The organism is Vibrio sp. DNB22_10_4 (genome assembly GCF_052879755.1).
Genome location: NZ_JBNNXW010000009.1, coordinates 146,039 through 167,239 on the forward strand (window position 1 = coordinate 146,039; position 21,201 = coordinate 167,239).

General features: G+C 44.8%; 21 protein-coding genes. 5 read left to right on the forward strand and 16 right to left on the reverse strand.

Annotated features, from left to right (window positions below; all coding sequences use genetic code 11):
* Positions 1–16: 16 nt before the first annotated feature.
* The 4 genes from ACVA6Q_RS18620 to potA all read right to left on the reverse strand — a co-directional run bounded on the left by ACVA6Q_RS18620 (position 17) and on the right by potA (position 3,902).
* Complete coding sequence (locus ACVA6Q_RS18620) at positions 17–1,051, reverse strand: extracellular solute-binding protein (protein ID WP_446648516.1); 1,035 nt, start codon at positions 1,049–1,051, stop codon at positions 17–19.
* A gap of 94 nt (positions 1,052–1,145) precedes the next feature.
* Complete coding sequence (gene potC, locus ACVA6Q_RS18625; RefSeq protein WP_353496185.1) at positions 1,146–1,916, reverse strand: spermidine/putrescine ABC transporter permease PotC; 771 nt, start codon at positions 1,914–1,916, stop codon at positions 1,146–1,148.
* Positions 1,916–2,773: a spermidine/putrescine ABC transporter permease PotB gene (gene potB, locus ACVA6Q_RS18630; RefSeq protein WP_353496184.1), complete on the reverse strand. Its 858-nt coding sequence runs from the start codon at positions 2,771–2,773 to the stop codon at positions 1,916–1,918. The genes potC and potB overlap by 1 nt, the downstream gene beginning before the upstream one ends.
* The gene (potA, locus tag ACVA6Q_RS18635; RefSeq protein ID WP_353498694.1) at positions 2,757–3,902 is read right to left on the reverse strand and encodes a spermidine/putrescine ABC transporter ATP-binding protein PotA; all 1,146 of its coding nucleotides are present in this window, start codon (positions 3,900–3,902) and stop codon (positions 2,757–2,759) included. The genes potB and potA overlap by 17 nt, the downstream gene beginning before the upstream one ends.
* A gap of 297 nt (positions 3,903–4,199) precedes the next feature.
* Here potA and ACVA6Q_RS18640 point away from each other — a divergent pair, with 297 nt between their 5' ends.
* From ACVA6Q_RS18640 to ttcA, 4 genes are all read left to right on the forward strand, one after another.
* Positions 4,200–5,060, forward strand: a complete 861-nt coding sequence (locus tag ACVA6Q_RS18640; protein ID WP_446648517.1) for a hypothetical protein — start codon at positions 4,200–4,202, stop codon at positions 5,058–5,060.
* Positions 5,053–5,847, forward strand: a complete 795-nt coding sequence (locus ACVA6Q_RS18645) for a glucosaminidase domain-containing protein (protein WP_353496182.1) — start codon at positions 5,053–5,055, stop codon at positions 5,845–5,847. Before ACVA6Q_RS18640 ends, ACVA6Q_RS18645 begins: the two co-directional genes overlap by 8 nt.
* Positions 5,848–5,864: 17 nt before the next feature.
* Positions 5,865–6,521 (forward strand): DUF2987 domain-containing protein, encoded by a 657-nt coding sequence (locus ACVA6Q_RS18650; RefSeq protein WP_446648518.1) that lies wholly within the window; start codon positions 5,865–5,867, stop codon positions 6,519–6,521.
* Between the two features lie 153 nt (positions 6,522–6,674).
* Positions 6,675–7,568, forward strand: a complete 894-nt coding sequence (gene ttcA / locus ACVA6Q_RS18655; RefSeq protein ID WP_353496180.1) for a tRNA 2-thiocytidine(32) synthetase TtcA — start codon at positions 6,675–6,677, stop codon at positions 7,566–7,568.
* A gap of 206 nt (positions 7,569–7,774) precedes the next feature.
* On the opposite strand, the gene uspE is transcribed toward ttcA, so the two are convergent.
* From uspE to ccoN, 10 genes are all read right to left on the reverse strand, one after another.
* Entirely contained in the window at positions 7,775–8,719 is a 945-nt protein-coding gene (uspE, locus tag ACVA6Q_RS18660) for a universal stress protein UspE (RefSeq protein ID WP_446648519.1), read from the reverse strand.
* Between the two features lie 156 nt (positions 8,720–8,875).
* Complete coding sequence (locus ACVA6Q_RS18665) at positions 8,876–9,622, reverse strand: FNR family transcription factor (RefSeq protein WP_112460197.1); 747 nt, start codon at positions 9,620–9,622, stop codon at positions 8,876–8,878.
* A gap of 91 nt (positions 9,623–9,713) precedes the next feature.
* Positions 9,714–10,388 carry a sulfite exporter TauE/SafE family protein gene (locus ACVA6Q_RS18670; RefSeq protein ID WP_446648520.1) on the reverse strand — a complete coding sequence of 225 codons (675 nt, stop codon included), beginning with the start codon at positions 10,386–10,388 and terminating at the stop codon, positions 9,714–9,716.
* Positions 10,378–10,584, reverse strand: a complete 207-nt coding sequence (gene ccoS, locus ACVA6Q_RS18675; RefSeq protein ID WP_446648521.1) for a cbb3-type cytochrome oxidase assembly protein CcoS — start codon at positions 10,582–10,584, stop codon at positions 10,378–10,380. The genes ACVA6Q_RS18670 and ccoS overlap by 11 nt, the downstream gene beginning before the upstream one ends.
* Before the next feature lies 1 nt (position 10,585).
* Positions 10,586–12,955, reverse strand: a complete 2,370-nt coding sequence (locus ACVA6Q_RS18680; protein WP_446648522.1) for a heavy metal translocating P-type ATPase — start codon at positions 12,953–12,955, stop codon at positions 10,586–10,588.
* A gap of 3 nt (positions 12,956–12,958) precedes the next feature.
* Positions 12,959–13,438 carry a FixH family protein gene (locus tag ACVA6Q_RS18685; RefSeq protein ID WP_353496175.1) on the reverse strand — a complete coding sequence of 160 codons (480 nt, stop codon included), beginning with the start codon at positions 13,436–13,438 and terminating at the stop codon, positions 12,959–12,961.
* 89 nt (positions 13,439–13,527) lie between these two features.
* Positions 13,528–14,502, reverse strand: a complete 975-nt coding sequence (ccoP, locus tag ACVA6Q_RS18690; RefSeq protein ID WP_446648523.1) for a cytochrome-c oxidase, cbb3-type subunit III — start codon at positions 14,500–14,502, stop codon at positions 13,528–13,530.
* Positions 14,502–14,675 carry a cbb3-type cytochrome oxidase subunit 3 gene (locus tag ACVA6Q_RS18695; RefSeq protein ID WP_042501559.1) on the reverse strand — a complete coding sequence of 58 codons (174 nt, stop codon included), beginning with the start codon at positions 14,673–14,675 and terminating at the stop codon, positions 14,502–14,504. Before ACVA6Q_RS18695 ends, ccoP begins: the two co-directional genes overlap by 1 nt.
* Before the next feature lie 10 nt (positions 14,676–14,685).
* Positions 14,686–15,306 carry a cytochrome-c oxidase, cbb3-type subunit II gene (gene ccoO, locus ACVA6Q_RS18700; RefSeq protein WP_103879746.1) on the reverse strand — a complete coding sequence of 207 codons (621 nt, stop codon included), beginning with the start codon at positions 15,304–15,306 and terminating at the stop codon, positions 14,686–14,688.
* An 11-nt stretch (positions 15,307–15,317) separates the two neighbouring features.
* Positions 15,318–16,745 (reverse strand): cytochrome-c oxidase, cbb3-type subunit I, encoded by a 1,428-nt coding sequence (gene ccoN / locus ACVA6Q_RS18705; protein ID WP_042501564.1) that lies wholly within the window; start codon positions 16,743–16,745, stop codon positions 15,318–15,320.
* Positions 16,746–17,004: 259 nt separating this feature from the next.
* Here ccoN and ACVA6Q_RS18710 point away from each other — a divergent pair, with 259 nt between their 5' ends.
* Positions 17,005–17,361 carry a hypothetical protein gene (locus tag ACVA6Q_RS18710; protein ID WP_446648524.1) on the forward strand — a complete coding sequence of 119 codons (357 nt, stop codon included), beginning with the start codon at positions 17,005–17,007 and terminating at the stop codon, positions 17,359–17,361.
* A gap of 21 nt (positions 17,362–17,382) precedes the next feature.
* On the opposite strand, the gene ACVA6Q_RS18715 is transcribed toward ACVA6Q_RS18710, so the two are convergent.
* Together ACVA6Q_RS18715 and ACVA6Q_RS18720 are read right to left on the reverse strand one after the other, a co-directional pair.
* Positions 17,383–19,527: an ATP-binding cassette domain-containing protein gene (locus ACVA6Q_RS18715; protein WP_446648525.1), complete on the reverse strand. Its 2,145-nt coding sequence runs from the start codon at positions 19,525–19,527 to the stop codon at positions 17,383–17,385.
* The gene (locus tag ACVA6Q_RS18720; RefSeq protein WP_446648526.1) at positions 19,524–21,158 is read right to left on the reverse strand and encodes an ATP-binding cassette domain-containing protein; all 1,635 of its coding nucleotides are present in this window, start codon (positions 21,156–21,158) and stop codon (positions 19,524–19,526) included. The genes ACVA6Q_RS18715 and ACVA6Q_RS18720 overlap by 4 nt, the downstream gene beginning before the upstream one ends.
* Positions 21,159–21,201: the final 43 nt, after the last annotated feature.

A 21,201-nucleotide genomic window follows, 5' to 3' on the forward strand; every position in this document is an offset into this window, starting at 1 on the left:
ACTGAAGGAGTAAAGATTACTGACCTGCTTTTAGTTTTAGGAAATAATCTTCGTAAACTACCGTGCTGTCACCAACCGCATCTTGCCATTCTACGCGATCCAAATCTTCTTGAGATGGGAATAGAGCAGGGCTGTCTTTAAACTGCTCGTTTGACGCTTTTACTGCTGTTAGGTAGCCAGTGTCGCGAGAAATTTGCTCTGCGATTTCTGGGCGAAGCAAAAAGTCGATCATCTTGTGTGCTGCATCAACGTTTTTCGCACCTGAGCTGATCGCGAAGTTGTCTACCCAACCAATACCGCCTTCTTTCGGGAATACAAGCTTAATTGGTAGACCTTCATTTTGCGCAGCCGCTGCTGAGCCATTCCAAAGCATACCTAAGCCAACTTCACCAGACATGTATGGTGCACCTGGGTTGTCTGAGTTAAACACCAATACGTTTGGCATTAGCTTTTGCAGTTCTGCGTAAGCTTCGTCAATTTGTGCTTTGTCAGTCGTGTTACCAGAGTAGCCCAATTTACGTAGCGCGATGTGGAACACTTCACGCGTGTCATCCATCATCATTAGCTGGCCTTCAAGCTCTGGCTTCCACAAGTCAGCCCAACTTGTAAATTCTTCAGGATCATACATGTCTGTATTTACAGCAAGACCGGTGATCGCGACAACGTGCGGGATAGAGTAGTCGTTGTTTGGATCGTATGGTTTGTCTAGGTAGTTTGCATCCAGGTTGCTGAAGTTCGATAGCTTTGACTTATCGATTTTTTGTAGCATACCTTCATCACGCATTTTCGCTACGAAGTAGGTCGATGGAACGACGAGATCATAGCCTTTATTGTGCGTTTTTAGCTTTGCATACAAGGTTTCGTTTGACTCGTATGTTGAGTAGATGACCTTGATGCCAGTTTCTTTGGTAAATTGCTCGAGGATATTACTGTTGATGTAAGGCCCCCAGTTCATAAATACCAATTCTTTATCTTCTTTTGCACTAGCTGCTCCAGATAGAAGAGAAAGTGCGCATGCACTACCAGCTAAAAAAGTAGCCCATTTTTTCATTGACGTTAGCTCCAAAACAAACGCTGCCTTTAAGGCATAGATAGAAAAAGAGCAGAATGACAACGCCATTCTGCTCCATTAGTAAAATAGCGGTTTACTTGACCTTTTCTCTAGCCAGTAATTGAGAGGTCACAACCAAGACAAGAGAGACAATTAACATAATGGTCGCAAGGGCGTTCACCTCTGGTGAAATACCGACTTTTACCATTGAATAAATCTTAAGTGGCAAAATCTCGTACGTCGGCCCTGTCACAAACGAACTCACAATCACGTCATCTAGCGATAGTGTAAATGACAATAACCAACCTGCCGCCACTGCCGGTTTAGCGAGTGGCAAGATAATTTGTTTAAGAATAGTCCATTCACCAGCACCAAGATCTTTTGCCGCTTCAAGCATTTTTACATCGAAGCCTTTTAAACGGCTGTAAACAGTCACAACCACGAACGGCAAACAGAATGTAATATGCGCGATCAACAAGCTAAAGAAGCCTAGTTGGGCACCAAGCACCAAGAAAATCGCTAACAACGAAATGGCCATCACAATATCTGGTGACATCATCACAATAAAGAGTAAGCCACTTACTGCGCCTTTACCCTTAAATTGGTAACGGAACAGCGCAACCGCGGTTAAGCTACCAATAATGGTTGCAGCGGTTGCCGAAAAAACAGCGACATTGAGCGAGTGCCAAGCGGCTTGCATCAAGCTGTCGTTGTTAACCAGAGCGTCGTACCACTTGGTCGTAAAGCCCCCCCATTTCATGCCAAATTTGTTGGCATTGAATGAGTTAGCGATCAAAACAATGATCGGTAGATACAAGAACACGTACACTACCGTCATAAAGCTAAATCTTACAGCGCGTCCCATTATTCGAGCTCCACTTTACGGTTTAAGAGCTTGCCTGCACGGTAGTAGGCATACAACATCACTGCCATCGCGGCAGTTAGGGCGATACTCGTCGCCGCGCCAAACGGCCAATCACGAGCATTGAGTATCTGACTCTTAATCACGTTACCAATTAGAAGGTTCTTCGCGCCGCCCAATAGGTCAGCGATGTAGAACATACCTAATGCAGGAAGTAGCACAAGCAGACAGCCGCCGATAATTCCTGGCATAGTTAATGGCAAGATTACTTTCGTTAGTGTTTGCCATTTGTTAGCACCGAGATCGCGCGCTGCTTCAATATATGTACCGTCCAGTTTCTCAATCGCTGAGTAGAGCGGAAGAATCATGAAAGGCAGCAGAATATAGACCAAACCGATCATCACGGCGGTCTCGGTGTACATAATGCGCAAAGGTTTATCGATAATATCTAAGGCTATTAAGCTCTTGTTTAAGATGCCTTGGGTACCTAAAACAATCTTCAAACCATAGGTACGGATTAACGAGTTGGTCCAGAACGGAACTATCACCAAAAACAGCATAAACGGACGCCATTTTTCTGGCATCTTCGCTACGATATACGCAAATGGATAACCAACCACCAAACAGATAAAGGTTGCCACGATCGCCATGTAGAACGAGTGGAATAAGACCTTAGCGTATAGAGGGTCGAGTAATCGAGCGTAGTTCTCGAGTGTGAACGTCATTTCAATCAGGTTAGCTTCGTCTCGAGTTAGGAAGCTTGTACCTATGATCATCACATTGGGAATCAGTACAAACAGTACCAACCAACCGACAATCAGAGTGATAATGGCGTTCTGTAGATTAAACTTCTTGCTCATCTTTTAGCACCACTTCCCAGCTTTCAACCCAAGTAACGGCAACCTTTTGACCTAGAGAGTGGTCGACATCTGGATCATCTTCGTTAAAGAATTCACTCACCATTACACGCATACCAGACTCTAGTTCAACGACAGAATCTAGCGTCATACCTTTATAGGTACGTTCTGCTACGTGACCAACGATGCCTCTATTTTCTGACTCTTTGATCTCTTCGATACGCAAATCTTCTGGACGAAGCAATACTTGAAGCTTTTCACCAGATTCAAACGCTTTGTCGTAGTAAACAATGCTCTTCTGACCTTCTATTTCGGCATTGATACGTTTATCGTCAATGCGGTCGATGGCCGTTGCGTTAAATACGTTGATCTCGCCAATAAAACGAGCAACGAAGAGATTTTTCGGCTCTTCGTAGATTTCACGAGGGGTACCATCTTGCTCGATCACGCCATCGCGCATTACGATGATACGATCCGACATCGACAATGCTTCTTCTTGATCGTGAGTAACGAAAATAAAAGTAATACCTAGTTGGCGCTGAAGCTGTTTAAGCTCAATCTGCATTTGCTTACGCAGTTTGTAGTCAAGTGCAGACAGTGATTCATCAAGAAGTAGAACCTTTGGCTTGTTCACGACAGCGCGAGCAATCGCAATACGTTGTTGCTGACCACCAGAAAGCTGGTGCGGTTTACGCTGAGCCATTTTCTCTAGGCGAACCATTTTCAATGCTTCGAGAACGCGAGGTTCAATCTCAGCATTTGGCACTTTTTGCATACGCAAACCAAATGCCACGTTTTCGAAAACGGTCATATGAGGAAAGAGGGCATAGCTCTGGAAAACAGTATTGACGTGTCTCTGTTCAGCGGGGACTTCCGTTACATCTTGGCCAGCGAGATTGAGTCTACCACTGTCGACGGTTTCAAAGCCGGCGATCATTCTTAGTACTGTGGTCTTACCGCAGCCCGAAGGACCCAAAATAGTGAGAAACTCACCATGATTAACGTTTAAGTTAAGATTTGCGATGATTTCCTTACCATCGAAACTTTTACTCACACCAGCAAGCTGTACGACTGGTGTTCCTTCTGAATGTTTAGCGTTCAACGTCTGTTTTTCTCCACCTCGGCCGAAAATTTAGCGGCCAGTTGCTATACACATTTAAGGCGCGCATCATAATCACCAATTGGGTGAAATCAAAGCATTTTCTTATCCCGAAACGAAAAAATTTCGCAGGTAAAACTAAACATTATTTACCATACTAGGTTTAGAGCGCGTCGAGTTGAATATTTTGCCTTATCAATTGGTTAATTATCACCCAAAAAGACTGAAAAGCAAGGTGATAACAGTGATAATACAATCTCGTTACCGCTATAATGTCGCAGCCTTTTCAACGAAGAAATGTACTCGTATAGAGTGTCACTTGGAAAACATATGAAAAACGATTTTGAAAGAGACTTCAACTTAGGTGGCTCAATTGAGCGCGCTATCTCAGGGAAATATGACCTCAAGGCTGGGGCTGTGTTCCAAGAAGCGTGGCAGCAAACCATCAAGCATTTTTTGTCTTTCTCTCCTGCAATTATTGCCCTCATTTTTGTGCAAGTGGGTATTTTTTATATCGCACTGCAATTACAACTTGGCGATCCATCCGTTATCTTGCAAGCGTTCCAGGACCCAAGCTTGCTAGATCAGAGCATTTTTCAGGCTATTTTTGTTGCCAATTTTAGTTATGAAGTAGTGAGTGCACCTGTATTTGCAGGTATCTCACTTATGGCAATGAGCCACGCAGCGGGTCTTACAACAAAAACCAGACACATCGGCAAAGGTCTACAGTTTACCGTGCCTGTCATTATCGCTACGCTGTTTAGCTTGATGCTGCAAGGCGTGGTGAGCATGATTTTGCCATTCCTTTCGATGTATCTATCTCTTGCGTTTAGCCAATCTATATTGCTTATCTGCGAGAAAAAGGTTTCACCACTCCAGTCTTTGCTTTTATCACTGCGTGCGGTAAACAAGAAGATTTTCGTTCTGGCAGGTATCTACACCTTAGTGATGTTGATGTTCATTGTCGGCGCGATGTTCTACGGTATTGGCCTTATCTTTGTATTGCCGTTTTTCTTCCATGTAAAAGGCATTGTTTATCGCGAGATGTTTGGTATCACCCTAAAGATTGTTGCCACTGAAGATAATGGCTCAAACGACTCTGGTAACGACAGCAACGACGATAACAACGACAATACACCACCAAGAAACGACGATAAGCCTAATAAGAACCCTGAGGTATTTGATGCGTAGTTCGCATAAATTTCTTTCTATAGCTGCGCTCCTGACTGGGAGCGCTTTTTTGTTCCTTTCTGAAAAATCCGCCGATGACCATGAAGATGAAGCCATCACGCTGCCTGCCATCGCGGAAGACAAGCCAGATATCGCGAGCATTACCGATACCAATCAGAAGAAGCAGACTTTTTTTGATTACTTGAGACCCGGAATCGCCATTGAAAACGCGCGAATTGAAAAAGAGCGCAGACGATTACTTGGCATTAAACTAGCGCTGGATGAGCAGTCTCTGACGAGTGAACAACAAGCTACGGCAAAGCGCCTTGGTAAACTCTATTCATTAGAGCCTTCACAGGTGAACTATGATTGGGTCAATGCAATGCTTGAAAGGGTAGATGTTCTGCCTGAAGCACTGGTACTGACGCAAGCGGCTAACGAATCGGCATGGGGAACATCGCGCTTTGCCAACGAAGCCAATAACTATTTTGGTCAATGGTGTTATACGAAGGGATGCGGCCTTGTTCCGTTGAAACGTAGCGAAGGAATGTCGCATGAAGTGGCTAAGTTCAGCTCTCCTCAGCAATCTATCCACGGTTACTTTATGAATGTGAATCGCAACCGCGCTTACCAAGAATTGCGTGATATTCGTGCTGGTATTAGAGATCGAGGTGAAAATTTGTTGTCAGAGACGGCTGCACTGGAACTCACTAATGGATTACTGCGTTATTCGGAGCGGGGTGAGGCATACGTCAAAGACCTGCAAGCCATGATTCGACATAATGACAAGTTCTGGACAACACAATAATAATCAAAGAATTAAACATGAAAGTAGTAAAGTTAGCCCTTTTAGGTTTTGCCGCAGCCACATTTGCGGTTCCCACTCTTGCCCAAGAGTACATGTTCACCTATTCAAAACTGTTTTCGCAGATGAAGAACAATGCGAAAGAAGGGCATGAGGATGTGAAGGTGGGTTTCTTCTTTGTCGATGCGGACTCAAAAAGCTTGTGTCCTATTGAAAAAGCTTGGATGGAAAAAGAGGAGCATTATGAAGAGTTGCCAGCGAGTCCAATCAACGAACTCGTAGTGCCGCTAGATAACAACCTCAAGTCAGCGAATCCGTTGGTGTTTGTACACACTCCACAAGATCAGCGTTGCGACTTCTCTATGGTGGTGATGACGACCGAACCTATGTCAGGCAAAGTGACTTATGCAGAGGTTGAAAGACTTCTGCCACAAATGCAGGTGATGCTAGAAGATTTAGGAGGCATGTTTGCCAGTTGGTTCACTCCGGATGTTGAAGGTATTACTCTAGAGTTCGCGCCTAATATGGAAGGCGTGATTTCTTATTCGAATGGTGACTCGGTAGCATTAGAAAACGGTAAAGCTCAAGTACGTCTCAGTGATATCGGTGAGGGGGGGTACATGACGCTCCCTGGAGAGACACTTCGTATCCTACCTTACCTTCCTGGCGCCAAATAAGCCTGCGCATCTTTCTAGAATTGTTTGACTCCCAATCGAAAGGGGGTCAAACAACCATTTAATCTTTATCAAAAAGCTCGTATAATCCACGCCCCAGATTATTCCCAGTAGGAAATCCTATCGTCGACATTGTCGGCAATGTGAGAGCACGTGATGAATCAGACAGATACAAGAAAAGAAACCCTAGAGTTCAACAAACTTCAAAAGCGTCTTAGAAGAAATGTTGGCAACGCAATTATCGACTACAACATGATTGAAGAAAATGATGTGGTGATGGCGTGTATCAGTGGTGGTAAAGATTCATTTGCGATGCTGGATATCCTATTGAATCTTCAAAAAGCAGCACCAATCAAGTTTGATGTGGTTGCGGTTAACCTTGATCAGAAACAGCCAGGTTTCCCAGAGCACATCCTGCCAGATTACTTTGAAACACTGAACATTCCTTATTACATCGTTGATAAAGATACGTACTCAGTCGTTAAAGAGAAGATCCCTGAGGGCAAAACGACTTGTGGTCTATGCTCGCGTCTTCGTCGTGGAACGCTCTACTCATTTGCTGAGAAAATTGGCGCGACTAAAATTGCACTAGGTCACCACCTTGATGACATTGTGGAAACCATGTTCTTGAACATGTTCCACGGCTCTCGCCTAAAAGCGATGCCTCCTAAGCTTCGTTCTGATGATGGTCGTAACGTGGTGATTCGTCCGCTAACGTATTGCCGTGAAAAAGATCTGATCAAATACGCTGAACATAAAGATTTCCCAATCATTCCTTGTAACCTGTGTGGTTCTCAGGAGAACCTACAACGTCAGTCGATTAAGGCGATGTTGATTGATTGGGATAAGAAGACTCCGGGACGCGTTGAAGCTATCTTCAAATCGATTCAAAACGTTAGCCCAAGTCAGTTGGCTGACCGTGAATTGTTTGATTTCGTAAACCTTCCATTGGATCGTGAAGGCTCACGTGAAGAGTATGAGTTTAGTGAAGCGACGGTTTCGTCGACAAACATCGATGAGTCTATGTTTATTGATGTGACTAATGTTTAGTACACCGCTAGATTGAAGAAAACGCCCCTTATTTGAGGGGCGTTTTTTTATGTTGGTTACATAGAAGTTAAGCTCATTCATCCAAGGCTTGGTGGGTACTCGTGTCATTCCTGCGCAGGCAGGAATCTAATCGAGGCTTGGTGCATGCGTTAAGTAGACCCCTGCCTGCGCAGGGGTGACGAAATACTGGACATGTGATGTGATTATTAAGATTGGCTTGGATCTAGAGGGCTAATATAGCCATCTGGCTTAAGCGCCATCACATCACAATTGATCTTATCAATCACATGCTCTGCTGTATTACCAATAAACACCGCGGACAAACCAGTGCGACCAGTAGTACCAAGAATCACCATGCCAGCATCCAGCTGACGAGCCACATCCGGAATGATGTCTTCTGGCAATCCTTGCTCAACGATCGTTTGGTCTTCGGCATAACCATGTTTTTGACGCAGCGCTTTCATAGCCGTCAAATGGTGACCGCGAACAGCGTCGGTGTAGGTTGCTGGATCGAACTCTGGAAGCTCAATAGTGATGTTTGCAGGTGTAACCGGGTAGGCGTTAACGAGATAGCCCGTTGCGTCGAGACGTTCGGTTAAGCTATCAAGTTGCTTCACCATACAATCATTCAAATCGATATGGGTTGGGTTTTCTGAGCCAACGTGAACCGATGCAATAATATTGGCTTTCTCTGGCCAATCGGCATTCTTAACTAACAAAACAGGTACTGGGCATTTACGAAGTAAGTGCCAATCTGTTGGTGTGAAAATCACCGACTCGAGAATGTCGTGTTTGCGAGTGGCTTTGATGACAATATCTTGCTGTCCCTCAAAAACTTCCTCCACGATCGCTACATAGGGTCTGTTATGCCAAACAACCGTAACGTCGAAATCGAAGCTGTCATCGAGGTGAGGTTTAGCGACACTTCTCATCCATTCTTCACGTTGGTGTATTACACCACGCCTCATTGCGTCACGTTCTTCATGTGACAACATAGAAGTCATGTCGTAAGAGAAATCGTAGATAGATAAGAAGAAACGAATGTGGCTCCTGGATTTGCTCTTCTTAGCAAGCTGAACCGCACGAGCAAGGGCAGGCTGCTCATCGCTATTAAGATTCGCTACGACGAGGATTTTACTGTAGATGCTCATAGATACTCCCTACCTAATTGGGCCATTACCTATAAACACTTTAGCGCAAATCTATGAATTTTTTTAGAAAAATTGGATTTTAAAGGGAAGAAAATTTGAAGTGGCTCATTGTAGAGCCACTTAGGAAAGGTTGCGACAATTAGTGAGCTGACGAGCTTATTCTTTAGAAACGCCGGCCATTTCCATCAGTGCATCATGGTCGATGATAGTGATGTATTTACCTTTAACACTCAGTACTTCTGCTTTTTGGAAGCGGCCAAGTAGGCGGCTGATGGTCTCAACCGTTAGACCCAAATAGTTACCGATGTCACCGCGAGTCATAGTCAGGCGGAACTCCCTTGGGCTAAAACCACGTTGTGAGAAGCGAGTTGATAGGTTATATAGGAAAGCAGCAAGACGCTCTTCAGCATTCTTCTTAGAAAGCAGCAAAATCATTTCTTGATCGCCTTTGATTTCATTCGACATCAAACGCATGATTTGCTGGCGAAGTTTCGGCATTTTGCCTGAAAGGTCATCTAGAATTTCGTAAGGAATTTCGCACACCATCGAAGTTTCAAGAGCTTGCGCAAAACTTGGGTGTTCATCACCGGTGATGGCATCAAAACCCACTAGGTCGCCAGCTAGGTGGAAAGCAGTGATCTGCTCGTCGCCTTGTTCGGTAATGGTGTAACTTTTAATTGTCCCTGAGCGGATAGCATAAAGTGACTTCAATTCGTCACCTGCTTTGAATAGCTCTTGGCCTTTTTGGATCGGCTTTTTACGCTCAATGATTTGGTCTAGTTGATCAAGCTCAGATTCGTTGAGAGTAAAGGGGATGCAGAGCTGACTAATGCTGCAATCTTGGCAATGAATCGCACAGCCGCCAGACTGAACACGTTTTGCTACAGGCTTTTCAGAAATCATAACAACCTTTCACTATTTGATGTACATCAAGATTTTATCATTCATTACCCCCAAAGGGTAGCTAAAAAATCAATGATAAAACAATCATCTATTAGTTTGCGCTAAAAATCATCACCGACTCGTAACCTGTATATAGTCCATAAACGAGTATCGAAACTGCGGCGATGTTGCGGAAAATAAGTGAATTTTGCAGGGATTTTAATTTTGTAGCGCTCGTGCCTACCAACAACATAGCGGGCAAGGTACCAAGACCAAAAGCTAACATGGTGGCGCCACCGCCCAATGCACTTCCAGATACGGCTGCCCAGGTTAATACCGAGTAGACAAGGCCGCATGGCAACCAGCCCCATAAAAAACCAAACGGTATGGCATGAGAACTGTGTTTTAGTGGCAGTAGTTTATTGGCGAGAGGCGAGATACGCTTCCATAACGACTGACCCAGAGCTTCAACCTTTAGTAGTCCATTCCACCATCGCCCAACATAGAAAGCGAGCAACACCATAAACAAAGCGGCGATGATACGAACAAACGCAAGCGATTGATTGAACTGGGAAAGCGATGCAATCCCTGCAATCGTTCCACCCACAACACTACCGATCAACGTGTAACTTAGCAAACGGCCAAGGTTGTAATTGATTATAAGTGCGGTGGGGGTTTTATTCGATTGTCCAATGGAAAGAAGGGATGCAATACCACCGCACATTCCCATGCAGTGGCCTGCTCCTAAAAGGCCGATGGTAAAAGCACCAACTAGGTCAAGATTCACGCGAGTCTTCCTGTTTCGGCTTGTGACTCGCTTGTTTTGCTTTAGCTTTTTGGTCGGTGTCTTCGTCAAACAAAATATTGTGGCCTTGACGTTCTAGGTCTTCAAATTGTTCGCTTTTCACCGCCCATAAGAAGATGGCAACAGCCACACACACCAAAACAATGGCGATGGGAATGAGGATATAGATGCTTTCCATGTTACTTACCTTCTTCTTTAAGCAAGCGTAGCGAGTTTGAAACGACAATAATGGAGCTTGCTGACATGCCCACAACCGCAATGTAAGGCGCGACGAGTCCTGCGACTGCTAATGGTAGAATCAAAACATTATACCCTAAAGACCAAGCTAAGTTCTCTCTGATGATCTTGCGAGTTCTTAACGCGAGTTCGCGAGCAGTGAGTATTTTATCCAACCTGTCACCCAGTAAAACAAGATCAGCAGAAGCCTTGGCAACATCGGTACCACCACCCATAGCTATAGATAGGTGAGCGCCGGCTAGAGTCGGAGCATCATTAATGCCATCACCAATCATCATAGTAATGTCATCAGAATCGAGAGATTTGAGGTAATTCAGTTTATCGCTAGGTGAAGCACTGGCAATGACGTCATCAATACCGACTTCTTTCGCGACAGGTTCGGCGTTGGAGAGTGTATCACCAGTAAGTAGTGTTGTTTTCACACCGGCTTCACGCATCTTGTTGATAAATTCGACCGCTTCTTTACGAATTGGGTCACGATACTCGAATGTTGCTACATGTTGACCATCTATCGACATATAAACGCTGTTTAGAGCAGCATCGTCACGTCCTAATACATAGTGCGCGTTACCAATTTTAACCAGCTTACCATCAATGATACCTTGCAAACCTGAGCCGATAACGTTTTCTACATCTGTCACCAAGACTGAATGGTTCAGGTATGGTTTGAATGCACGAGCAATAGGGTGGTTGGCGTGACTTTCTAGGGATGCAGCAATGCTGAGTAATTCCGCTTCAGATTGCTCCTCAAACGCGTGCGTACGAGCAATTTCAATGTCCCCATGAGTGAGAGTACCCGTCTTGTCGACAACGAGATGGTTAACTTTGCACAAGGTTTCAAATACGTGTCCACGTCGAGATAGAATACCTAACGTCCCCATACGCGAACTTGAACAAGTGATTGCGGTCGGCGTAGCTAATGATAGAGCACAAGGGCAGGTTGCTACGAGCACAGACAGCATGATCCAAAACGCATCATCAGGTTCCGTTTGATGCCAGAACAACCATGTGCCTGCAGCAATTACGAGTATGATAGCAACAAAGTAACGTGCCACGATGTCAGCGATTTCGGCAATTTTAGGCTTGCTCAATTGGGCTTCATCTTGCAATCGAACAATGCTAGAAATCATTGAGTCGGCTTTGGTGGAGCGCACTTCAAGATCAAAGGCTTCATCACCATTTAGCGTACCGGCATAGACAAAGTCGTCTTTGCCTTTTACAACCGGTAGTGATTCACCCGTTAGCATTGATTCATCGATGTGAATACGGCCATTAAGTACGATACCATCCGCTGGAATGTGCTCCCCAGGTAATACTTTTATTTGATCGCCAATTTGAAGCGACTTAACCGGGACTTGTTCACCATTGAGTTTATTGGCAATGGCAGGAATAAGCTTTAGAAGGTTCCCACTTGCCGCGGCGGCTTTTCTTCGCGCTCGCATCTCTAAATAACGGCCAATCAGTAAGAAAAACGTAAACATCGAGATAGACTCGAAGAACACTTCCCCTTGCTCTGTTACTGTTGCGACTAAACTCGCTACATAAGCGAATATCAGAGCAATAGAGACAGGGACATCCATGCCAAGGGTTCGGCCTTTGATACTTCGCCAAGCATTGATATAGAACGGAAGAGCAGAGTAGAGGAGAACAGGCGTTGCGAAAATCAAGCTAACCCAACGGAAATAACTTTTGAACTCAGGTTCAAGGTTACCAAATACTTCTAGATACAGGGCTACTGCCAGCATCATCACTTGCATGGTCGCAAGGCCAGCAATACCTAATCGATATAGGTATTGCTTCATTGTGGCATGATAAGCCGCTTCTTGCTTGTCTGCCTCAAACGGTGCAGCTTTGTAGCCGAGGGTATGGATAGAGGAGAGTAACTGACTGAGTTGGGTGGCAGTTTTGTCCCATTTAAGGAGAGCACGGTTTGTCGTGGTGTTAACCCGAATAGAAACAACACCAGGCTCGACGGACATGCGCTTTTCTATTAACCAAGCACAGGCTGCACAGGAAACCCCCTCAAGTGACAATGTCACTTCTTTGGTGTCTTCGTGATTCCTTACAAACTCAGCTTGCACATCTTCATTGTCGTAATGAATGAGTGCTCTTAGCTGCTCGGGCACTAAATCAGCCTTCTCTGCTGTGGTAGTGCGATATTGGTAATAGGAGACTAAGCCACTATCGACAATCGTTTGAGCCACACTTTCGCAGCCGGGACAACACATCTCCCGGTCTGCACCTAAAATTTCTACGTTGAAGTTCGTGTTGGCTGGTACATCTTCACCGCAGTGATAACACGTCTTACTCATAATTTAATCTAACAACACTACATCAGTTTCAGTTGGGAATGTTACTCGGCCTTGAACCATCCAAGCTTGGTCATGTGGTTGTAGCTCTACAAACCAAGGACCTTGAACATCGTGATCAAGTGTTAGTCGGTAGGTGCCTTTAGCATCTGCAGTGACAAGCTTTTCAAAATCACGGTCCGGCAGTGTGCGGTGGGTAAACGTAGCAGTAAGAGCAGGGAAGTGAGGCAATTGACCTTTTTGGAACTTAATCAAAATAGTATCGCCTGCTGACGATACCGCTGCATTGAGTTCAAGCTCTCTAGCAACGTTTATCTTGGTTAAATCAACATTAATCCCTTTTCCTTTTTTATAGTAATCCTCGGCAACTAAGCTGACTTGGTTGTCCATTAACAGCGAGATTCGATAACCAGTTCCGATCACAACAGACAGAGGCAACGCGATTAGAAACCACGGCCAGAATTGTTTATACCAAGGCTTTACCATAAAAAAGTTCTCAACAGCTGACTAAGAAAGAAATTATAATTTATCTAGAAAAGACAGCCCCTTACAAGGGGCTGTTATTGAAATGTTACTTATTTGTCGGAATTACTTAGGCTCCAAACGTACGCTGATACTAGCTGTACTTTTTCTTCACCTAGGATGTCTTTCCATGCTGGCATTACACCCGAGCGACCATTCATAACAGTTTCTGTTACAGCCGCGCGAGAATCGCCAAATAACCATACTTGGTCGGTAAGATCTGGCGCTCCGACAGCAGGGTTGCCCTTACCATCTGTACCATGACACGCTGCACACACGACGAAACGAGCTTTACCCGCTTCTGCTTCACGAGCGTTCACTTTACGACCTGAAAGGCTTAACGTGTAGCTAACTACTTCACGTACGCCGTCTTCGCCCAACGCTTCTTTCCACGCTGGCATCTGACCAATACGACCTTGCATAACAGTAGTAACGATAGCCTCAGGCTCACCGCCGTATAGCCATGCATTGTCCGTTAGGTTAGGGAAGCCAGTTTGACCGCGAGCATCCGAACCGTGACATTGTGAACAGTTTTGTAGGAACAAACGTTGACCTACTTTAATTGCTTCACTGTCGGTAGCAATTTCAGGGATAGGGCGTAGCGCACCATCCGATGTTTTTGCTAGGCGGTTAAATGCTTCACCGAAGTAGGCATCTGCGTCATCAAGCTCTTTTGCGTACTGAACAAGAGTTTTGTTTTCTTGAGCAGCGGCAATAGAAGCTTTTGACTCTTCAAGTGAGCGTACGGTTTGATCCGAACTTTGCCAGCCAAGAAGACCCTTGTAGTTACCCAAGCCTGGGTACATAGCAAGGTAAATAGCGGCAAAGATGAACGTACCGACAAACAAATAAGTCCACCACTTAGGCAGTGGGTTGTTCAACTCACGAATACCATCGTATTCGTGACCCATATCTTCGCCTTCTTCGACACCCATTTTGTCGCGAACACACCAATATAGGATCGCTGCACAACCAACCAGCGTACCGACTGTGATGACAATAATCCATAGACTCCAGAATGTAGTCATTACTTAGTCACTCCTTTTTCTTCGGAGGTGGCTTTTTGTTCGTCCGCGAACACTAAGTTTGCATCTTCTTCAAAGCGTGCTTTGCGGCTTTTGCCAAAGGCCCACCACACAACACCAATGAAGCTTGCGAACAACACTATGGTCCAAATACTGTGAATAGTACCGATATCCATAAGCCCCTCCTTATTTCATCGCATGGCCTAAAGATTGAAGATAAGCAATGATGGCATCCATCTCTGTTTTACCTTCTACGTCTTTAGCCGCGTTTGCGATTTGCTCATCCGTGTATGGAACGCCAAACTGGTTACGGAAGATTTCTAGTTTCTTCTGTGTCAATTTGCCATCCAGTACGTTTTCCTCTAGCCAAGGGAAACCTGGCATGTTTGATTCTGGAACCAATTCGCGAGGATCGATTAGGTGAACTCGGTGCCACTCATCAGAGTAACGTCCACCAACACGGGCGAGATCTGGGCCAGTACGCTTAGAACCCCATAGGAATGGGTGTTCCCAAACGCTTTCACCAGCGACAGAGTAGTGACCGTAACGCTCAGTTTCTGAACGGAAAGGACGGATCATTTGGCTGTGACAAACGTTACAACCTTCACGAATGTAGATATCGCGACCTTCCATTTCCAGTGCACTGTACGCACGAAGATTTTTCACAGGTTCAGTAGTTTGCTTTTGGAAAATCAACGGAGTGATTTCAACAAGCGCGCCTAAACTGATTGCGAATACGATTAAAATAGCCAGTAAGCCAACGTTACGTTCAACGACTTCATGGCGATTGTTAGAGTTTGAGCTCATCTTTAATCTCCTTAAGCCGGTTGAGGGGCAGCTTTCAAGCTACCTTTAGCTGCTGTTACTGTCTTATACGTGTTGTATGCCATTAAGAACATACCCGCTAAGAAGATGAAGCCGCCAACAAAACGAACGAAGTAGAACGGGTACGACGCTTGTACAGATTCAACGAAGCTGTAAGTTAGCGTACCGTCCGAGTTAACTGCACGCCACATCAGACCTTGCATAACACCAGAGATCCACATCGCAACGATGTACAGAACTGTACCGATAGTTGCTAGCCAGAAGTGGGTGTTAATAAGGCCGACAGAGTACATACGCTCTTGACCGAATAGGCGAGGTACTAGGTGGTAAACAGAACCGATAGAAACCATCGCAACCCAACCTAAAGCACCTGAGTGCACGTGACCGATTGTCCAGTCGGTGTAGTGAGACAGAGCGTTAACCGTCTTAATAGACATCATCGGACCTTCAAACGTTGACATACCGTAGAACGATAGGGAAACGATCAAGAAACGAAGAATTGGGTCGTAACGCAGCTTGTGCCAAGCACCTGACAGCGTCATGATACCGTTGATCATACCACCCCAAGAAGGAGCAAATAGAACCAAAGACATCACCATACCTAGAGACTGAGTCCAGTCTGGTAGAGCTGTATAGTGTAGGTGGTGAGGACCAGCCCAAATATACAGAGAGACAAGCGCCCAGAAGTGAACGATCGATAGACGGTAAGAGTAAACAGGACGTTCAGCTTGCTTTGGTACGAAGTAGTACATCATACCCAAGAAACCGGCTGTAAGAAGGAAACCTACCGCGTTGTGGCCGTACCACCATTGAACCATCGCATCGACGGCCCCTGAATAGACGGAGTAAGATTTACCCATCGATACAGGAATTGCCATACTGTTCACAATGTGAAGTACTGCAACGGTGATGATGAACGCACCAAAGAACCAGTTCGCTACATAGATATGTGACGTTTTACGCTTGATGAGCGTTCCGAAGAACACAATAGCGTAAGACACCCATACCACTGCAATAGCGATATCGATTGGCCATTCTAATTCTGCATACTCTTTACCTGAGGTAAAACCTAACGGCAGAGTAATTGCAGCGGCTAAAATAATTGCTTGCCATCCCCAAAAGGTGAATGCGACAAGAGGGCCTCCAAATAATCTCGTTTGACAGGTACGCTGCACAACATAATAAGACGTTGCAAACAGAGCACTGGTACCAAACGCAAAGATTACCGCATTAGTATGCAAAGGACGTAAACGACTGTACGTCAACCACGGCGTATCAAAGTTGAGCTGTGGCCAAACTAATTGAGCGGCAATCAAAACACCTACTGCCATACCAACAATACCCCAGAGAATCGTCACTAATGTGAACTGGCGTACTACGGTATAGTTGTAGACTTGTTCAAGCTGCTTTTCTTGGCTCATTAACATGCTTCCAATTTTCTAATTAACTACACTTTACTTCCAACACGACACATGTCGTAATGCTACCCAACCCATCAAAAGAACTAACGTCGAATCAAAACGTTACTTCTCTTGCCGGATTTAACAAAAAGTAGCATTTTCAAGCGACAATAATACTTCAATTAACAAATCAAGAACAGGGTAGTAACCTTACACTTGGTCTGGTTTATGACCATTTATTTCAAAACTTTGAAGTTTGTTACACGGAGAACTCGTCACAATGGCAGCACAGAAGCTAACAAAAGCAAGGCTTGTACAAATAATCATCATGATGTTGGTGCTCATTACCGCATTTAGTTACCGTACGATGACGCACGATGTGACCAATACGGTAGATTGTTCAGTTAACGAACAGTGCGAGCTGAAAGTGGGAGAGGAAAACATCACATTTTTGTATCATTCTTCGACAAAGGTGCTGAACGTCACAAAATCAGAACTTTTAACATTTAAAGTTCTGAATATGGATGATGTGTTAATAAAATCGGTCAAACAATCAACACTTGAAGGTGTTGAGGCGCCGGTTACTATCACAGTAACTTCGTCATCTGGTGAATCAAGACAAGTCGTTATTCGCTAGTTTCGAAAAGTGCTTACGGCATCATCCCATAGCGTTCATTACTTTATCCGGCAGACCGAAGTACTTCTGGTTGCCATCAGGCTCTAACAATAAGCAATGAGTGGAGCTGGTGATGAGCGCAGGATCCATCGTTGTGTACACCACGGTCTTATCTTTTAACGCTCCGGTGAAGAGTTGATTTAAATACCCAGCGTGCTCTGCCTCACATCCGACAAAAGGCTCATCAATAATGAATAGGTTCTGCGACATATCGCCGAGACCGATCGCTATTTTCAGCTTTTGAATGACGCCACTGGGGAGATTCTTAAGTACATCGGTATTTAAGTGAGTATCCAGCCCATCACAAAACCATTTAGAAAGCGCGAGAAGGTTAAAGGTGTAGTTCATTTGCGATTCCGAGATCACTCCGTTGTGCAGAACATAGTTCGATCGAATAGACCCCTCAAAAAGGTGCATATCAAACGGAATGAAATTAATCGCCTTTCTGTAGCGATAGTTGTTGAACTGTTTGATATTGTAACCATCGATATAAACCGCACCTTGATAACGCTCTTCTAGGCCAGCAATGATCATCAGCAGCGTTGTTTTACCGCTACCCGCAGGACCAGAAATGGCGGTTTTACTCCCGGGCATGAGCTTAAATCCTAAGTTAGTTAGCCCGGTTTGCGCACCTTGGTATCGATGTGTGATGCCGCTACCCACCACTTCACCGACGAACTTACGAATAGGCGGACTTTTCTCTAGAGACGTTTTGTCGTCGTTAAGCGACATTAGCGCGTTGATCTGAGCAGCTGAAGATTTGATGGTTTGAAACTTAGTAATAGAGTTATATATGCCCATGATTGGACCGAGTGCTTTCCAAACCAAAATGACCGTGGCTAACATAGCGCCGGCATCAGAGTTGCCATCCATCACAGTAATAACGGCGGTAACAATCGAGGCCGTACCAATCGCCTGAATTAGGCCGCCACCAATCGCTTGAATTTTACTGTTAGTCATTGCAACGTGCGCAGCATCATTTGAGCTCTGTTCGTGGGATGCATTGAATCGAGACTGAATTACACGAAGAAGAGGAAGTCCCTGTATTGTATTAATACCGCGAAGTAGTTCGTTCCATTGATAAGAGACCATCGCGTTTGCTCTAGAGCTGTTGGCCGTCGCTTGAGAATAGATATAACGCGAATAGATACAGAACACGATCATTAGGAATATGCCCGCTAAGACCGTAAGTGCAGCGTATCCAGAGAGAATGGTCACCGCTAAAATGAAAATAACGATAAACGGCATATCGAAATAACTCAGTGTCGCTTCAGCGGTGACGAGCTTTCTGAACTGATCGATATCTTTTAAGCGTGCCAACTGAGATGAAACACCGGCAGAAGAGGTCATCGAATAGGGCAGCCATAATAATTTTGCGATCACATTCCGGGAGATGTGAACGGCCAAATCTTGTCCAGAGGTGGCGAGAATATTCATCCTAACCTTTTTTACGGCATATTCCGCAAAACCTAGGAAGACGGCAAACAGGGTCAGCCAATACAATGTAGAAACAGAACTAGAAGCGAGCGCGAAGTTATACACGCTCATGATAAAGAATGGCTGCAAAGCACCGAAAATATTGATAACCAGCGAAAGGAAGATCAGACTTTTAAACTCATCGTTGTAGCGATAGAACGCATACTTGATCCAGTTGGACTTATCTTGTGACTCAGGTGGCGGCTCTCGGAACAGCTTAGAATACTCAGAGATAACGGTAATTGAGTATGTTGCATCCACCAATGTCACCGTAACGCTATTATTGTTCTTGTAATCAAACAGCGTAGCAACGCCATCGCGCACAGAAAGAAGTATCGCTTCAAGCTTATCTAGTTCGATAAAGCAGGGTAAATGTAACCCCTGCGTCTGAGCAAGCTCGGCTTTTTCATATTTAGTGGTGCGGCATTGATAGCCGAGTCTTGTTAACGTTGCCTCAAAACCGTCTGAATCTGACTCTCCAGGCATAAACGCATCAGATAGGAGTTCGGGCGTACCTTCCCATTCCATAGCGATAAGCGTATAAGCTAGCCCTCGAAGCAAAGGGGAGCCTAGGTAACGCTCCTGAAACTGCTCGGACTCAAAGTCGGAGAGTCGTTGCCCGATGTTGTTGAAGTCGACAAGAATACTCATGCTGCTACCTCTTCACCGGTCAATCGAATCGACTTGAGCCCATACTTTCTGCTGTTGAGTTTGTTACTTACAATAATTAGGAACTGTTGGTTTGCTTTGGGTATTAGTGTTGAAACCACTCGTTCGCCAAAAGCGGTGTCAAAAACAGCGTCGATATCATCCAGTACAAGTAATTTTTTTTGGCTTAGCATCGCTCGCACTATTAAGAGAGCGTACTGAACCTGCCTCGAAACAGGTGCGTTTTTGTTTCCGGTAAGTTGAGTGTAGAAACCATCGGTAAGCGCATCGATTTCATGTTTGATGCCAAGGTTCTTGCAAATGGTAAACGCAGCACTGTTTAAGATCGGCCTGAAACACGTCAGGTTATCGATGATGGTGCCTTCAACAAAGGTACTGTTTCCATCTACTCTATGGACTGCTTCACGCCAAGTATGATAGTGAATATCATGAAGAGGCTTGTGATTAATGTAGATTTCTGATTTTTCACATTCAACATCTCGTGTGAGACAGCGAGTAATGTGACTCTTGCCACTGCCAGAGAGTCCTCGAATAACCGTTGGTCTACCTAATGTGAACTCGATTCGCTGTCCCGTGGAGAGTTTCACTTCAATGAGATTGCCGATGTCTTGGTCAATCGGAGCGGGGAGTGATTCATCGCGACTTTCAACCAACGCAATATCACGTTGCTGCTTGTATTCCAACTCCAATAACTCAGACACTTTCTCTATGTGCAGTTTGTTAAGCTTCCAGCGGCCAATCGTACGCATAACTTGTTGATAAGGAGCAAAGTATCGGTTGGTTAGCATGATAATGGCCGCCATTACACCCTGACTTGCTGCCAGGTTAATCACTGACATCGCGAGCAGTACCACAACGCAAGCTATAGACAGTTGCTGAATCAGCGCAAGTACCAAGTTAAACTGAGACTCTAAATTTTCGTACTCAATATTTTTACTCTCTCGCTCCTTGACCATATCGGTCATTAGGCTCTCTAAACGGTACTCCATAGTGCGGCTTTTATTGTCTAGAGGACTTGAAACAATCTCTATGATTTTGGAGTTGGTAAGACCTTCAATTTCAGATTTCTCTTCAAGCGTCACAATCTTTCGATTAGAAATACGCAGCGCGGCGACATAGAGAATGATTGAAGCCACGACCAACGTTAGACCCGCACCAACATTGATAAGGCCAATAATGATGATGGTTATCACACTCACTACAGCGTTGATGACAGCTCGTACGGTTTCCCCACCGAAGAAGCTTTTAATCTCAGGAATAGTAGAAATACGCTCTAAGTACTGACCTGGCTCGAGTTGATTAAACCTGTTTATTTCAGCCAAACACACAGACTTAAACACACGGTTGGTCAAATCGCTTTCAAAGTCCTTCATCAGTGTCGACGTGATCACTTCTTCTTGTTTCTTGAGTAAGTAGTCCAGATAGATAGCAACAAGAATGATAGCGAATAGTAAGGAGAGGGTATCTTTGGCTTGGTTGGGTAAAACACGGTCAAAGATGATCAAGATAGAAAAGGGTAAGACCAAAGCAAACAGAGTCGACATGACGGTCGAAAAGGTGAGATACACCGTATCGGCAAATGTGATTCGTTGGGAGAAATGCTCGCTACTCATCGACCTGTCCTGTTGCTACTCGTTGTTGAAAGAAAACTCTTTA